The 14,644-nt window shown below is 71.2% G+C and carries 13 protein-coding genes and 1 pseudogene; 7 read left to right on the plus strand and 7 right to left on the minus strand.

Annotation, left to right across the window (positions count from 1 at the left end; genetic code table 11):
• The first annotated feature begins 47 nt into the window (after positions 1 to 47).
• A complete protein-coding gene (locus R2D22_RS05390; protein ID WP_318101594.1) occupies positions 48 to 650 on the plus strand; it encodes a TetR/AcrR family transcriptional regulator in 603 nt (200 codons plus the stop codon).
• 106 nt (positions 651 to 756) lie between these two features.
• Here the strand turns inward: R2D22_RS05390 and R2D22_RS05395 are convergent, their stop codons facing one another.
• The gene (locus R2D22_RS05395; protein WP_318101595.1) at positions 757 to 1,335 is read right to left on the minus strand and encodes a fasciclin domain-containing protein; all 579 of its coding nucleotides are present in this window, start codon (positions 1,333 to 1,335) and stop codon (positions 757 to 759) included.
• A gap of 262 nt (positions 1,336 to 1,597) precedes the next feature.
• Between R2D22_RS05395 and R2D22_RS05400 the strand changes: the two genes are divergently transcribed.
• Genes R2D22_RS05400 through R2D22_RS05410 form a run of 3 tightly spaced genes read left to right on the plus strand, consistent with a single transcriptional unit; the run spans position 1,598 to position 4,515 of the window.
• Positions 1,598 to 2,848: an FAD-dependent oxidoreductase gene (locus R2D22_RS05400; protein WP_318101596.1), complete on the plus strand. Its 1,251-nt coding sequence runs from the start codon at positions 1,598 to 1,600 to the stop codon at positions 2,846 to 2,848.
• Entirely contained in the window at positions 2,845 to 3,417 is a 573-nt protein-coding gene (locus R2D22_RS05405; protein ID WP_318101597.1) for an SRPBCC family protein, read from the plus strand. Before R2D22_RS05400 ends, R2D22_RS05405 begins: the two co-directional genes overlap by 4 nt.
• A 60-nt stretch (positions 3,418 to 3,477) precedes the next feature.
• Positions 3,478 to 4,515: a MerR family transcriptional regulator gene (locus R2D22_RS05410; protein WP_318101598.1), complete on the plus strand. Its 1,038-nt coding sequence runs from the start codon at positions 3,478 to 3,480 to the stop codon at positions 4,513 to 4,515.
• A 97-nt stretch (positions 4,516 to 4,612) separates the two neighbouring features.
• Here R2D22_RS05410 and R2D22_RS05415 read toward each other — a convergent pair whose 3' ends face one another.
• The 6 genes from R2D22_RS05415 to R2D22_RS05445 form a co-directional block, all read right to left on the minus strand.
• A complete protein-coding gene (locus R2D22_RS05415) occupies positions 4,613 to 5,449 on the minus strand; it encodes a DUF1295 domain-containing protein (protein WP_318101600.1) in 837 nt (278 codons plus the stop codon).
• On the minus strand, positions 5,446 to 7,521 hold the full coding sequence (locus R2D22_RS36090) for a DUF1365 family protein (protein ID WP_411976975.1): 2,076 nt from the start codon (positions 7,519 to 7,521) through the stop codon (positions 5,446 to 5,448). Before R2D22_RS36090 ends, R2D22_RS05415 begins: the two co-directional genes overlap by 4 nt.
• The gene (locus R2D22_RS05430; protein WP_318101601.1) at positions 7,521 to 8,777 is read right to left on the minus strand and encodes an NAD(P)/FAD-dependent oxidoreductase; all 1,257 of its coding nucleotides are present in this window, start codon (positions 8,775 to 8,777) and stop codon (positions 7,521 to 7,523) included. The genes R2D22_RS36090 and R2D22_RS05430 overlap by 1 nt, the downstream gene beginning before the upstream one ends.
• Before the next feature lie 99 nt (positions 8,778 to 8,876).
• Entirely contained in the window at positions 8,877 to 9,497 is a 621-nt protein-coding gene (locus R2D22_RS05435; protein ID WP_318101602.1) for a sigma-70 family RNA polymerase sigma factor, read from the minus strand.
• Between the two features lie 202 nt (positions 9,498 to 9,699).
• Positions 9,700 to 11,772 carry an MMPL family transporter gene (locus R2D22_RS05440; protein ID WP_318101604.1) on the minus strand — a complete coding sequence of 691 codons (2,073 nt, stop codon included), beginning with the start codon at positions 11,770 to 11,772 and terminating at the stop codon, positions 9,700 to 9,702.
• Positions 11,773 to 11,986: 214 nt separating this feature from the next.
• A complete protein-coding gene (locus R2D22_RS05445; RefSeq protein ID WP_318101605.1) occupies positions 11,987 to 12,475 on the minus strand; it encodes a MarR family winged helix-turn-helix transcriptional regulator in 489 nt (162 codons plus the stop codon).
• A 182-nt stretch (positions 12,476 to 12,657) separates the two neighbouring features.
• Here R2D22_RS05445 and R2D22_RS05450 point away from each other — a divergent pair, with 182 nt between their 5' ends.
• The 3 genes and pseudogenes from R2D22_RS05450 to R2D22_RS05455 all read left to right on the plus strand — a co-directional run bounded on the left by R2D22_RS05450 (position 12,658) and on the right by R2D22_RS05455 (position 14,545).
• The gene (locus tag R2D22_RS05450; protein ID WP_318101606.1) at positions 12,658 to 13,461 is read left to right on the plus strand and encodes an MBL fold metallo-hydrolase; all 804 of its coding nucleotides are present in this window, start codon (positions 12,658 to 12,660) and stop codon (positions 13,459 to 13,461) included.
• A gap of 30 nt (positions 13,462 to 13,491) precedes the next feature.
• Positions 13,492 to 13,974 (plus strand): annotated as a pseudogene (locus tag R2D22_RS36095) (NAD(P)/FAD-dependent oxidoreductase); the annotation flags it as partial.
• 64 nt (positions 13,975 to 14,038) lie between these two features.
• Positions 14,039 to 14,545 (plus strand): NAD(P)/FAD-dependent oxidoreductase, encoded by a 507-nt coding sequence (locus R2D22_RS05455; RefSeq protein WP_318101607.1) that lies wholly within the window; start codon positions 14,039 to 14,041, stop codon positions 14,543 to 14,545.
• Positions 14,546 to 14,644: the final 99 nt, after the last annotated feature.

Here is a 14,644-nt window from a genome sequence, read left to right on the forward strand (position 1 = left end):
GAGGCAGAAACTTGCATTACTTGAATCAGGTGGCAGAGAATCGCTACATGGGGAGACCGAAGAACCAGACGGCACGCCGCGAGGCCCTCGTCGACGCCGCGGGACGCGCGATCGCGGAGCGGGGGCTCGAGGGCCTGAGGATCAAGGACATCGCGGCCGAGGCGGGGATGTCGGCAGGCTCGGTCCTGTACTACTACCCGGAGATGGACGAGCTGGTCCTGGAGGTGCACCGGGGCGCCGTCGAGCGCTACCTCGCCGCCCGCCACGACAGCACGGACGGGGTCGCCGACCCCGTCGAGCGGCTGCGCGGACTGATCTCCGGCGGACTGCCCACCGGGGCGGGCGACCCGCAGCACAGCCTGCTGTACGAGCTGCACCGGCGCGCGGACCGCAGCGCCGGGCACGCCGCGCTGATGGCCTCACTGTTCGCCCGCGAGGTCGCGCTCTACACGACGGTGCTCGAAGTCGGCGCCGCGGCAGGCGCGTTCACGCTCACCGAGACCCCCGCCGACCTGGCCCGCAACCTGGTGGCGCTGGAGGACGGGTACGGCTTGCACATCGTCAGCCGCAACACACAACTGACCCCGGACGAGGCGCGTCGGCTGATCCTCGGGTACGCCCGGACGGCGACGGGCTGCGCGGACCTGTGAGCGGCCGGCCCCGGCGATGATCGAGGGGCCGATTCGGACTCCGCCGAATCGGCCCCCTCGATGCGCGACTCTCCCAAGTCGGGACGCCAGGATGTGGGCCGTTCCCTCACTGCGGCATCAGGACCGAGTCGATGACGTGCACGGTCGCGTTGGCGGTCCGCACATCGCCGCACACGACAGTGGCGGTGTCGTTCACCTTGTACGAGTCCCCGGACCCCGATGTCGTGAGCGTGCCGCCCTGGAGAGTCTTGAAGGACCCGTCCCCGAGGTCGGCCTTCTTCACCGGTTCGTCCACGACGTGGTAGGTGAGGATCCTGGTGAGCATGGACTTGTCGGCGAGTACCTTGGCGAGGTCCGCCTTGGGAATCTTGGCGAACGCGGCGTTGGTCGGCGCGAACACCGTGATGTCCTTCGCGTTGTTCAGCGTGTCCACCAGACCGGCCTTCTGCACAGCAGTGGCCAGAGTCGACAGGGCCGGATTGTTCGACGCTGCCGTCGCCACGGGGTCCTTTGCCATACCGGCGAACGAACCGGCACCCTCCTTCGGTACCGAGGCGCAGCCGGAGCCGAACGGGCTGTCGCCCTCGTGGGCAGAGGCCAGGGGCGCCAGCGCTCCGAGCGAGACCGAGAGCGCCGCTGCGGCCAGGGCGGCCGATACGCGACGTCGGGTGAGTGTGGTGTTCATGACGTGCTCCTCCCACCGGCCGGACGCCGGCCGTCCGCGGCCGTGGATCAGTTGTCCTCTCAACAAGGCTTCGGCTCCGAGCGTGCCGCCGGATGAGATCAGCGGCACATTTCTCCACGGCTGCGCCGCGGCCCCCGGGCTGCACCGGAACGCATCCGAAGTCCGCCCGCGTGCCGAAGTGGAGGCGAGGGCTTACAGGCGCCCGCTTCGAGCAGGACCTGGCCCCGTGACGCCCGGACCACGTACGAGGAGTGGGGAACCCATGCGGGAGACGGATGACGTTCGGTACGACGTGGTGGTCGTCGGGGCGGGGGCCGCGGGTCTCGCCTGCGCGGGCGACCTGGACGCGGCGGGCCTGAGGGTTCGCCTGCTGGAAGCAGAGGGCACGGTGGGCGGGCGCATGCGTACCGACCGCGTGAAGGGATTCACGGTCGACCGGGGCTTCCAGGTCTTCAACACGTCCTATCCGCAGGTCAAGCGCCGCATCGACCTGAAGGCGCTCCGCCTGCGGGCCTTCACACCCGGGGTGCTCGTGCACACCCGGGAAGGGCTGCGCCGATTCGCCGACCCGACCCGGCGGCCCAAGGAGTGCCGTGATCTGCTGCCCGGCAGGCTCATGTCCGGCCGTGACCTGCTCGCCCTGGGCGCGCTGTCGGCCCGGGACGCGCTCGCGCCTCCCTCCGTGCTGCGGGGCGGCAACGGGACCACGACACTCACTGCCCTGGCCGAGGCGGGCGTGTCACCACAGCTGGTGGAGACCTTCTTCCGTCCCTTCCTCTCCGGTGTCTTCCTGGAGGACGAGTTGGAGACGTCGGCCCGCTTCTTCCATCTGGTCTGGCGGAGCATGCTGCGCGGCACCCTCTGCCTTCCCGCCGCTGGGATCGGGGCGGTTCCCGCCCAGCTCGCCTCACGGCTGCCCGTACATGTGCTGCGGACCGGCGTCGCCGTCACGGGCACGGCGCCGGACGGAGTGTCACTCGCCGGCGGCGACGTGGTGCGGGCCCGCGCGGTCGTCGTCGCGACCGGGCAACGGGTGGCGGCCGAGCTGCTCCCGGGGCTCCGCGTGCCGGAAGGCCGGACCGTCACCACGCTCTACCACGCGACGGCGGAGCCCCCTCTGGCGGAGCCCGTGCTCGTGGTCGACTCACGGCGCAGAATCCTGAACACCTGTGTCCTCACCGCCGTCCATCCGGGCTTCTCGACCGACGGCCGGGCGCTGGTGTCCACCTCGGTCCTCGGTTCCCCCGGGCCGACCGAGACCGCGGCCGTCCTGCCCGCCCTGAGCGAGGTCTACGGCGCGGACACGACCGACTGGGAGCTCGTCCACCGTGTCACCGTCCCCGACGCCCTGCCGGCCATGCCCGGTGCCGTCCCCCTCTCCAGGAGCACGCGTTTCGCACCGGGCAGGTACGTGTGCGGCGATCACCGCGCCACCGGCTCGCTGCAGGGCGCGCTGGCATCGGGCGCACGTGCGGCCCGCGAGGTGATCCAGGACCTGAACGGGGCCGCTTGAACGCTGTTCCGGAGGCAACGGTGTTCCCGGAGGCGGCTCGGCCGGGTGCATCCGACGCTCCCCTCGATCGGAAGCATCAGTGTCGGGGCCGGATCCCGGAAGGCCTCGGTGAAGAGACGGAGGATCGTGCGGTGATCAGTGTGGAGCGCAGTTTCGTTGTACGCCTTCCCTTGCCCGAGCTGGTGACCTGGTTGGAGGACTTCGCCCGTACCGAGGAATGGGATCCCGGGACGGTCTCGTGCGTGCGGCTGGACGACGGGCCGGTACGGGAAGGGGCGCGCTGGCGCAACACGTCACGCTTCCGGGGCCGTACGACGGAACTCGAGTACCGGCTGGTCGTGCGGGAGCCCGCGCGGCTGGTCTTCGTCGGGGAGAACAGCACGGTGACCGCCGTGGACGATCTCCGTTTCGACCCCGAAGGGGACGGCACCCGGCTGACGTATCAGGCCTCGCTGAAGTTCAAGGGCCTCGCAAAGCTGGCGGCACCGCTGTTGCGACCGGAGTTCGAGCGGCTGGCCGACGAAGTGTCCGCGTGCCTGCCGACCGCCGCCGCGGCAGGACGCACCTGACAGCAGACCTGTCGACGTCTCGCCCCACTCGCATCGTTTCCGCATCGTACGGTGGATGACATGGCCGAACCTGAACACGGGATCACGACGGGCGCGGTGGCACGGCGTCTCGGGGTCTCGCCGACCACGGTGCGCTCCTGGGACCAGCGGTACGGCATCGGTCCCGCCGTGCGCGGGGACGGGCGGCACAGGCGGTGGTACCCGGCGGACGTGGCGATGCTGGAGGAGATGTGCCGGCTCACGGCGTCGGGCGTTCCGCCCGCCGAGGCGGCACATGCCGCCCAGCGGCGACCGAGCGCCGGGCCGGTGACCACCGAGTCGGCCGCCGTCCCCCCGTCCGAGTCCGCCGAGCCCGTGGGACGGAGGACACCGCCGACGGGAGCGCCGTCGGTCGAGGCCCGCCGTGCCGGACCGGGCAGCGGGCTGCCGCTGGGCAGCGTCCGGCAGGAGTGTCGCGGGCTGGCCCGCGCCGCCGTGCGGCTGGACGGTGCGGCCATGGAGGGGCTGCTGCAGGAGGTCCTTGCTCAGTACGGGCTGGTCACCGCGTGGGAAGAGGTGATGGTCCCGACGCTGCACGCGGTGGGTCGCAAGTGGGAGTCCTCCGACGACCGTTACGTCGAGGTGGAGCACCTGCTGTCTTGGCATGTCTCCACCGCACTGAGGCGGGCGGCCGTCACCGGCCCGGTGACCACGTCCTCCGCCGCTCCGGTCGTCCTGGCCTGCGTCCCGGCGGAACAGCACACGCTGCCCCTGGAAGCACTGACGGCGGGACTGGCCGAGCAAGGGCTCCCGACCAGGATGTTCGGCGCGGCGGTACCGGCGGAGGCTCTGGACGCGGCGGTCCGGCGGTCGGGTCCGGCCGCCGTCGCCCTCTGGTCGCAGGCCAGGTCCACCGCGGATCACGCCTTGGCCCGTCACGTCGCGGGAACGGCCTTCGGAGTGCGGGGGGCCCGCACCGCTCCGCTGGTCCTGCTCGCGGGCCCCGGCTGGCTCGGCCGGGCGCCCGCTCACGGCATGATCCGCCCCAGCGGCCTGCGCGAAGCCCTCGACGCGATCGGCCGTCTCTACGGCCGGCCGGCCGGGCACCCCGACGGCTGAGCAGGGCCGGGCACGCCGACGGCTGAGCAGGGCCGGGCACGCCGACGGCTGAGCAGAGGCGTCGTCCCACGAGCAGGATCCGGCTCGTCGCTCACGGTCAGAGCCGGTTGTCGACGGTTCGTGGCCCGCTCCCCCGGCGGCGGGGAGGCCGAGGCAGGAAGCCGCTCGTGCGCTCCTGGTACGCGGCGTACCCCGGGCGATCGGCCATGTGAGCCTCGAGGAGACGTTTCCCGCTGCCCCAGATGAGCAGGGCACTCATGACCAGCGGGGAGACGACGGTGAGCAGGGCGGTCTGCCAGGTGGCACAGGCTGTCAGGTAGAGGCCCCACCAGACGAGGAAGTCGCCGAAGTAGTTGGGGTGCCTGGTCCAGCTCCACAGCCCGCGGTCCATCACACGGCCTCGGTTCGACGGATCGGACTTGAACCGGGCGAGCTGATGATCCCCCACCGCCTCGAAGGTGAGCCCCGCCGCCCACACGGCGAGGCCCAGGAAACCGATCGCTCCGAGTCGCTCGGGCAGCAGGACCGCGACCTGGACGGGCAGGGAGACGAGCCAGACGAGCGCGCCCTGGAGGAGGTAGATCTTCCGCAGCGCGTACGACGTGGGATTGCCACGGGCACGAGCGAGCATCCTGGCGTACCGGGGGTCCTCACCGTGGCCACGTCCGCGCCGGGCGATATGGGCCGCGAGCCGCAGTCCCCACACCACGGTGGCGAGCGCGACCAGCGCACGGCGGACGTCGTCGCCGTGGCCGGACGAGAGAATCCAGGCCACCACGGCGACGGCCGCGAAGGCGATCCCCCAGGCGACGTCCACGATGCGATGGACGCCCTTGGCCGTGCCGACCCCGAACGCCACCAGCATGACGACCAGCGTGGTGATCGCCGAGGCGGCCAGGACGACGCCGAGGGCTCCCGCGTCGACCGCGGTCATCGGGTTCCCTCCGTGTCGTCGGCAACGAACCCGAGCTGGCGGACATCGAGGTAGCCGGATCGGAATCCGGCCTCGGAGTAGGCGAGGTAGAACTCCCACATGCGCCGGAAGACGTGGTCGAATCCCAGCGCGGCGACGGCGCTCTCCTCACGCAGGAAGCGTTCCCGCCAGTGCCGGAGCGTCTCCGCGTAGTGGTCGCCGTAGCCGGTGTCGTGGGTGATGCGCAGTCCGGCGGCCGCGCTCTCGCGGGCGATGGCCTCCGGGGACGGGATCAGCCCGCCGGGAAAGACGTACTTGCTGATCCAGGTGTGCGTGCGGGCGGTGGCGAGCATCCGTTCGTGCGGCATGGTGATGGCCTGGAGCGCGACGCGTCCACCGGGGGCGAGGAGGCGGCGCAGGGCGACGAAGTAGTCGGACCAGTATTCCGGGCCGACGGCCTCGATCATCTCGACGCTCACGACGGCGTCGTAACGTCCCTGAACGGCGCGGTAGTCGAGGAGTTCGACCGTCACGCGGTCGGCCGCCCCGGCGTCCGCGACGCGCCGGCGCGCGAGGTCGAGCTGCTCCTCGGAGAGGGTGATGGTACGGACGCGGGCCCCGCGTGCCGACGCGCGGATGGCGAGCTCGCCCCAGCCGGTCCCGATCTCGAGCAGTTCGGTGCCCTGACCGACCTCGGCCAGGTCGAGGAGCCGGTCGATCTTGCGGTGCTGGGCAGTGGCCAGCTCCGTGTCGCCTACAAGGGTTCCTGCCTGCGGCAGCGGGTCGAAGATCGCCGCCGAGTAGGTGAGGCCGGGGTCGAGGAAGAGGGTGAAGAGTTCGTTCGAGAGGTCGTAGTGGCGGTGGATGTTCTCGCGTGCGCCTTCAAGGGTGTTGCGGTCGACGGCGGGCCTGCGCCGGACCCAGGCTCCGCGGAGTCGGCGCAGTGGTGCGGGTACGAGGTCGTCGACGTGCCGGGCGAGCACGGTGAGGACTCCCACCACGTCGTCGGCGTCCCATTCACCGGCCATGTACGACTCACCGAAGCCGATCAGTCCGTCGGCGCCGATCCGACGGTGGAAGGCGTCGGGGTCATGAAGCGTGAGGGTGGGCCCGCCCGTCGTGCCACCCCGTGGTCGGGGTACACCGGACGGGTCGTCCGGTGTCAGGGTCCACAGGGGCAACCGGGCGAGGGCCCGCTCGACGAGACGGCGGGCGACCGCGGTGCGCGCGGAGGAGGCCCGGGGCAACCGAGCAACGTCCGGCCAGCGCTCGGGATCCACCTCGGCGGGGCCCGCAGGTGCGGTGGACGCGGTCGCGGGGAGAGAGAGGTTCACGGGGTGCCTTCCTGGGGGGGACGGGGCGGTGCGGGAACGCGGCCGGACGGGAAGACCCTTGAGGTAGAGGCGGATCCCGTGCCGGCGGATGCCGATCGACACGCCGAGAGTCGACCAGGGGTGTCGCACCACTGCGGCGAGCAGCGTGCGGGCACGAGCGGGCCGGCCGGCGCCGCGGACCGTGGCGGTCAGCGGACGGGAGCCGTCCGTGTGGCGGAGCTGAACCGTGAGGTCGAGGCGGTCGCCGGGGAGCGGCAGCCGCATGCGGTAGGCGCCCTCGACGTCGAGGAACGGCGAGACGTAGAACTCCTTGGCGACTTCGGCAAGGCCCCGCCCGTCGGGGCGCATGAGATAGCAGTGGCGCCCGCCGTAGGTGTTGTGCACCTCGGCGACGACGCAGACGAGTCGGCCGGCGCGGTCCCGGCACCAGTACAGGGTGATCGGGTTGAAGACATGTCCGAGGACGCGCGCGTGGGCGAGCATCAGCACCTGCCCGTCCGCGTCCCGTACGCCCTGGCCGGCGAGGTACGCGTCGAGACCGGCGCGCAACGTGGGCGCCTTCCCGTCGAAGTGGTCGCGCGGGTCGAAGCGGGCGAGGGGGCGCAGCGGTCTCGGCAGTACGGGCAGGTCGTCGATGTCGACCAGCCAGAGGTAGGTGCGGTGACGCAGGGCGTAGTGGAAGGGGGTGACGCGGGTGTGGGCGACCTCGGTCTCGTACAGGGCGGGGACGGGCGGTGTCGGTGGGACGAGGCCGGTCATCACCAGGTCACCCCCAGATGGAGGGCCGCTTCGACACCGGACCGGCAGCCGTCCTCGTGGAAACCCCAGCCGTGGTAGGCGCCGGCGTAGGCGGTCACGGAGCTGCGGAGGGCCGGAAGCAGTCGCTGCGCGGCGACGGACCGCGGTGTGTAGACGGGGTGTTCGTACGTCATGCGCGCCATCACGGTGGACTCGTCGAGGCGGTGGCCCGGGTTGAGTGTGACGATGTGGGGCTCGTGGGTGGGGAGCCGCTGGAGCCGGTTCATGTCGTAGCTGACCTGGACGGAGCCGGGTCGGGCGGTACAGGAGGGCAGCCAGTAGTTCCATGATGCCCGGGCATGGGGCGACCGCGGCAGCAGCCTCGTGTCGCCGTGCAGGACGGTCGGATTGGTCGAGTAGGTGAAGGCGCCGAGGAGTCGTCGCTCCTGCTCGGTGGGGTCGGCCAGGAGGCGCAGGGCCTGGTCGGGGTGGACCGCGATCACGACGGCCGCGTGCTCCGTGGATTCGCCGTCGGCGGTGACTACGGTCGCGCGGTCGGCACCGCGTACGACGGTGCGTACCGGGGTCGAGGTCCGGACCGAGGCGACGGATTTGGCGACGCGCTCGACGTACACCGCGGAACCGCCGCTGACGGTCTTCCACTGCGGGGACCCGGTCACCGACAGGAGTCCGTGGTGGTCGAGGAAGCGGAAGAGGTACGCGGCGGGATACCGCAGTGCGGTATCGGGGGCGCACGACCAGACGGCCGAGACGAGCGGGATCGCGAAGTGGCTGACGAAGTAGGCGGAGAAGCGGTGGGTCCTGAGGAAGTCGCCGAGTGTGAGCGTCGTGTCGTCGGCGGACAGCAGGCGGCGCGCGGCGCGGTGGAAGCGCGGCACGTCGGTGAGCATCAGCAGATGGCGGCCGCGGCGGACGTTGCCCCCGCCGAGGAGGCCGCGGACGCCTCGGGCACCCGCGTACTCCAGACCACATCCGTCACAGCGGACGGACATGCTCATCTCGGAGTCCTGCGTGGTGACGCCGAGTTCGCGGAAGAGGCGGAGCAGGTGGGGGTAGGTGCGCTCGTTGTGGACGATGAAGCCCGTGTCCACGTGGAGGGTCCCGCCCGCTGCGGCCGGCAGCTCGTGCGTGTGCGCGTGGCCTCCGAGCCGATCCTCGGACTCGTACAGCACCACGTCGTGCCTGCGGGACAGGATGTGGGCTGCGGTGAGGCCCGCCACGCCCGCCCCCACGACCGCGACACTTCGTCCGTTCATCGTCTCCACCCCTTGTGTGAGGGCCGTCCGCCGGTCGTGACCGGCGGCCCGCCCTCTTCGATCGGTTGCTTGGAGTCACGGCCCGGCCGACGGGCCGGATCAGTCTCCGGCCGCGGCGAGGGCCAGGTTGTGGCGCATGCGTCGGAGGCCGCGGCGGGCATGGCTCTTGACCGTGCCCAGCGGCATGCCGGTGCGGTCGGCGATCTGCACCTGCGTCAGGTCCGCGAAGTAGGCGAGTCGCAGGACGTCGCGCTGGACGCGGGGAAGCCTGGCGAGTTCCTCGATGACCACGAGCCGGTCGAGGACCCGCTCGGGCTCGTCGGCGGCGCCGTTCCCGTGCTCCAGGGCGGCGCCGAGGGTCGCCGCGAGCGCGGTGCGGCGGGTGCGGGCGGTCAGAGCGTCGGCGATCTTCCGACGGGTGATCCCGGTGAGCCAGGCCGGCAGGGTTCCCCGCTCGGGATCGAAGTTCTCGCGTCCACGCCACGCGGCGACGAAGACCTGCTGTGCGACGTCCTCCGCCTCCCGGGGATCCCCCAGCGCCCGGGCGGCCAGCCCATGGACCAGTCGACCCCAGCGCTGGTAGGCCGCGTCCAGGCAGTACTCGTCGCCGTCGACGAGTCCGCGGGCGATCCGGTCGTCGGTCCCGCAGCCGGGCGGCACATGGCGGGAAGGGCGCTCGGTCGGGGCAGCGACGTCGTCGGTGATCCGGTGTGCGGTCATGACGCTTACTCCTCCGGACGGTGGCGCGTGCCTCCACGGGGGGCTGATGCCGCCGCCGTGGGAGCGCCGTCCTGGCGATCCGGCGGGACCTCACCGGCCCCGCGTCCCCTCACATTCCGGCCGACGGCCGTCCTGGAGCAACTCGCATCGTTTCTGCGTCGAATCGTTTGTGCGTCGGTTCAGGGCCCGAGCGCCGAGGGGATCAGGGCCGGTTACGGAGTGCGCCCGGCCACCAGACCATGGGGCCGATGTCCCGCACGAGGGCCGGAACCAGGAGCGATCGCACCACGAGCGTGTCGAGCAGGACGCCGAAGGCCACGATGAACGCGATCTGCACCAGGAACGCCAGTGGGATCACACCCAACGCGGCGAAGGTGGCGGCGAGGACGACACCGGCCGAGGTGATGACTCCGCCGGTGGCGATCAGTCCCCGGCGCATGCCCTCGCGCGTGCCGTGCGACTCCGTCTCCTCGCGTACGCGCGACATGAGGAAGATGTTGTAGTCGACGCCGAGGGCGACCAGGAACACGAAGCCGTACAGAGGCACGGCGGAATCGGTTCCGGTGAACCCGAAGACATGCTCGAACACCAGGGCGGAGACGCCCAGCGTGGCCACGAAGTTGAGCGCGACCGTGACCACCAGGAGCAGGGGGAGCAGGAGGGAGCGCAGCAGACCGACCAGGATCACCAGGATGATCGCGAGCACGACCGGGATGATGAGCTTCCGGTCCCGCTCCGCAGTGAGCTGGGTGTCGTACTGCTGGGCGGTGTATCCACCGACCAGGGCGTCGGCTCCGGGTACGGCGTGCAGGACGGTCCGCAGGTCGGCGACGCCGGCTTTGGCGGCGTCGGAGTCCGCGGCATCGGCAAGGGTGACATCGATCCGGACCCGGCCGTCCGCGACGAGCGGCCGTGAGGTGCCCGGGGTGGTGTACACCGTCGCGGAGTCGGCTCCGTCGACGGCCTCGGCGGTGGTGCGCACCTTCTCGGCGGCGTCGGCGTCGGCGATGACGACGACCGGGTTGCCGGCGCCACCCGGGAAGTGCTCGCCGAGCCGCGCCTGGGCGGCGACGGAGGGAGCGTCCTTGACGAAGATCTCGTCGAGCGGAACGCCCTTCGAGTCGAGCGTGAAGGAGAAGGCGGCACAGGCGAGGAGCGCCACGAGCGAACCGGCCCAGACCTTGCGCGGCGCGCGGTCGACGAGGGCCGCGACCTTGCGCCAGACGGGGTGCGCGTCGTCCCCGGTCGCCGCCTTGGGCCGGGCGGGCCAGTACGCGGCCCGCCCGAGCAGGACCAGGACCGCGGGGAGGAACGTGACCGCGCTCAGCACGGCGCAGGCGATGCCGATGGCGCCGACGGGGCCGAGGGCCCTGTTGTTGGTGAGGTCGCTGAGGAGGAGGGCGAGAAGGCCGAGCGCGACGGTGGCGGCGCTGGCCACGATCGGCCCGAAGGACTGCCGAAGTGCGGCGCGCATGGCCGGAATGCGGTCGCCGTCCCGCGCGCCGAGCTCTTCCCGGTACCGCGCGGCGAGCAGGAGGGCGTAGTCCGTGGCGGCGCCGATGACGAGGATCGACAGGATGCCCTGTACCTGGCCGTCGACCCGCACGATGTCGTTGTCCGCCAGGACGTAGACGACCGCGCAGGCCAGTCCGAGGGCGAACACCGCACCGATGATGATCATCAGCGGAAGCAGGACGCTCCGGTACACCAGGAGCAGGATCACCAGGACGGTCACCAGGGCGACGACGAGGAGCAGACCGTCGATGCCGGCGAACGCGTCGCGGAGGTCCGCCTGTGTGGCGGCGGGGCCGGCCAGCCACGTCTCGGTTCCCGGCACGACGGAGACCGCGGCGTCGACCTTCTCCAGCGTCATGGGCAGCTCGTCACCGAGGTCCGGACGGAGCTGGACGATCCCCCGCAGGGCCTCGCCGTCCGCGGACGGAATCGCCGGGGAGGGCGCACCGACCACGCCTTCGGCACCCTTCAGGGAGGTCAGGGCCTGTGTGGCGACCGCCCGCGCCGACGGTTCGAGTCGCCCGCCACCCGCAGCGGTCCAGACGATCAGAGCGGGAAGCGTCTCTTCCTGACGGAACGCCTCCTGGGCCTGGAGGACTTGGGTCGACTCGGCACTTCTGGGCAGGAAGGCGGCCTGGTCGTTGGTCGCCACATCGCCCAGCTTGCCGGCGTAGGGGCCGAGCCCTCCCCCGACGGCGAGCCAGACGACGACCATCAGCAGCGGCAGCAACCTGCTCGCCCACCGCACGGGTGTGGACATGGAAACCCCCGAACATCTCTTGACCGTCAATAATCTCAATGATCGAGAGAGATTAGCCCACGCGTGCTCGAACCCCGGACACCGGGTGGATCACGAGGGCGGTACCGCACTCCCAGGTCGATCACCGTGCTTTCCGCCCACGGACACGGAACGGATGCGGTCGGCAACCGGCAGGAAGAGGCAGGGGGCGGGGGGCAGGGGGCAGGGGGCGGGTTCAGCGCTGCGGGACGCGCAGCTCGCCGAGTTCGTCGTTCAGCGCGTCGAGATAACGCAGGACCACCGCGAGTTCGTCTTCTGTGAACTGCCCTCGGGCACGGTCAGCCGCCTGTGCGAGCGGCATGAAGTAGGCCCGAGCCACTGACCGCGCGCCCTCGACATAGTGGATGTGGACCACCCGCCGGTCGTCGTCGGCCCTGCTGCGCCGGATGTGGCCCGCCTTCTCCAACCGGTCGAGGCAGGCGGTCACGGCTCCCGACGTGAGGCCGAGATGCTCCCTGAGCAGTCCCGGAGTGGTCGCGTCGGGGTTGTCGAGCACGAACGAGAGCGCGTGGACGTCGGTGGGATGCAGCCTCTGCGTGAGCGCGAAGCCGTGGACCAGCCGGTTCATCTCGCCGAGCATGCGACGCAGCGCGACCCCGAAGTGCTGCGGGTCGCCGCCACCCGCAGTCTTGGTCTCGGCCCGATCGGGGGTCCCTTCACTCACTCGACAAGCCTATGCGGAGGCCGGCCGCGGCAGGGACTCGCCCCACCCGCGTAACGCCTGTCGGCCCGCCGCGGTGGTCAACTCGCCGCGGTTGCCTGTGTGGTGACGGCGGAGGCGGCAGGGGGCCTCCGCGAGCCGGGACGCCTGGCCGGGGGCCGCTCGCCGGTGGCATGATCTGCAGGATGCCCCCTTCCCTTCAGGTCGGTCCGTACACCGTCATCGCGCTCGCCGACAGCGCGGGCCCCTTCTTCTCCCCCAGGTCGGAGGCGTTTCCCGAGGCCACCGACGAGCAGTGGGCGGCGGCCGACCGGTTCGATCCCGGCGCGCTCGACGCCGACGGGCGCTGGTGGCTCCAGTTCCGCGCGTTCGCGATCCGCAGCGACCGGGGTGTGACGCTGATCGACGCGGGAATCGGCCCGGCCGACAGCCCGGCGGCCTCATGGGCCCCCGTGCCCGGGGCGCTCCCGGCTTCGCTGGCCGCCGCGGGTATCGAGCCGTCCGATGTGGACACCGTGGTGCTCACGCACCTCCACACCGACCACGTGGGCTGGGCCGTCGTCGGCGGCGAGCAGGCGCGGCCGTACTTCCCGAATGCCACGTACCTGTTGCAGCGGGCCGAACTCGACGCGATCGACGAGGTCAACCCGCAGTTGCGGTCCGCCGTGATCGACCCGCTCCGGAAGACCGATCAGCTACGTCTGCTCGACGGAGACGCCCCGCTGCGCGGCGGCGAGCGCGTGTGCGCCACTCCCGGTCACACGCCCGGGCATCAGAGCGTGCTCGTCGAATCCGGTCGCGACCTGGTCGCCGTCACCGGTGACCTGCTCGTGCACGCGATCCAACTGCTCCACCCCGAACTCGCCTACGCCCACGAGATGGACGTCGCGCAGGCAAGGTCCTCGAGGGAGCGGGTGCTCCGGAGCCGGGCCGCCGGCACCCTCCACCTCGCCACACCGCACCTGACCGAGCCGTTCATCGCCCGCTGAAATCTCGTGTACCGCAAGAAGATGCCCGGCATGGTGCGGCTTGCCGAGAACGCCGCTCACTTCATCGAGGGCCTCATCGACACCCACGAGATCGACTGTGACTACGAACCGGTGGGCAACTGCTTCGCCGCCGTGTCGCGCGGGCAGATGGGCCGGGTACGCCGGGTCGCCAGGATCCTGCGGCGCGTCGGCGGACACGTCGAGGTGGGCACGAGTGCGGAGCTGGGCATCCCCCGCGGATTCGTCGGCGGGATGCGCGAGGTCATCGGCGGAATGATGAACCCCGGCAAGTTCAGCCGCGGCATCCGGACGGTGCTGCTGGCGTCCTCGGCCCGGGTCTTCGAAGGGACGAAGGTCACCGACGTCACCCGGGACGATGGCGATGGCCGGGTCGTGCTCTCCACCTCACGTGGTGCGGTGCGGGCGAACAAGGTCGTGCTGGCGACGAACGCGTTCGCGGGAGAGTGGGACATCACTCCCAGGAACCTCTCCGTCCCGATCTGGATCATCGAGGCGGAGACGGAGCCGATCGACGAGGAGCGGCTGGCCGCTCGGCTGGACGAGCCGGTCAGGGCTCGTGACGCAGCACAACATCATGGAGAACTACCGCCTGACCTCACGCAACACCATCGTGTTCGGTGTCCGGAGGCTCGAGCGGGGGACGAAGTTCCCGCTGCCCGCGAAGGCGCCGGACCAGGGAACCGTGGACGATCTGGCGAAGGGTTTCGCGAGGAGGTTCCCCTCTCTCGCGGACGTCGCGGTCAAGCGTGCCTGGGGCGGGTGGATCGCGATCACCTCCTCGTTCCTGCCGCTCGCGGGCCAGGTCGGCGACAACACCTTCTACTCGATCGCCTGCAACGGTCACGGGCTGGCGCAAGCGCCGTACGTGGGCTCGCTCATCGCCGACATGATCATCGACGGGCATCGGCACGACGACCTCGAACACGTATGGACGCGGAAGTCGAAGTTCCCGCCCGCCGTGGCGCTGGGGCGCCTGGGCCTGCGAATGATCTGGGCGGTCGATCGCTGGAACGACCTGGTCAACGGGAGCCGGCGCAACGCGCGACGAGCGACCGCAGAGTGAACCGCGGGTCGAGCCTCCCCGTACCGAAGAGCCAAGCCCCCGGCGCGAGACCTTGACGGCACGATTCCGCTCGCTAAACTCGAATCAATTCGAGTTCGA

Origin of the sequence: Streptomyces sp. HUAS YS2 (assembly GCF_033343995.1) — a bacterium.
GTDB lineage: Bacteria > Actinomycetota > Actinomycetes > Streptomycetales > Streptomycetaceae > Streptomyces > Streptomyces solicathayae.

Coding starts and splice junctions, on each gene's coding strand:
- R2D22_RS05390 (WP_318101594.1), top strand. CDS start 48: ATGGGGAGACCGAAGAACCAGACGGCACGCCGCGAGGCCCTCGTCGAC.
- R2D22_RS05395 (WP_318101595.1), bottom strand. CDS start 1,335: ATGAACACCACACTCACCCGACGTCGCGTATCGGCCGCCCTGGCCGCA.
- R2D22_RS05400 (WP_318101596.1), top strand. CDS start 1,598: ATGCGGGAGACGGATGACGTTCGGTACGACGTGGTGGTCGTCGGGGCG.
- R2D22_RS05410 (WP_318101598.1), top strand. CDS start 3,478: ATGGCCGAACCTGAACACGGGATCACGACGGGCGCGGTGGCACGGCGT.
- R2D22_RS05415 (WP_318101600.1), bottom strand. CDS start 5,449: ATGACCGCGGTCGACGCGGGAGCCCTCGGCGTCGTCCTGGCCGCCTCG.
- R2D22_RS36090 (WP_411976975.1), bottom strand. CDS start 7,521: ATGACCGGCCTCGTCCCACCGACACCGCCCGTCCCCGCCCTGTACGAG.
- R2D22_RS05430 (WP_318101601.1), bottom strand. CDS start 8,777: ATGAACGGACGAAGTGTCGCGGTCGTGGGGGCGGGCGTGGCGGGCCTC.
- R2D22_RS05435 (WP_318101602.1), bottom strand. CDS start 9,497: ATGACCGCACACCGGATCACCGACGACGTCGCTGCCCCGACCGAGCGC.
- R2D22_RS05440 (WP_318101604.1), bottom strand. CDS start 11,772: ATGTCCACACCCGTGCGGTGGGCGAGCAGGTTGCTGCCGCTGCTGATG.
- R2D22_RS05450 (WP_318101606.1), top strand. CDS start 12,658: ATGCCCCCTTCCCTTCAGGTCGGTCCGTACACCGTCATCGCGCTCGCC.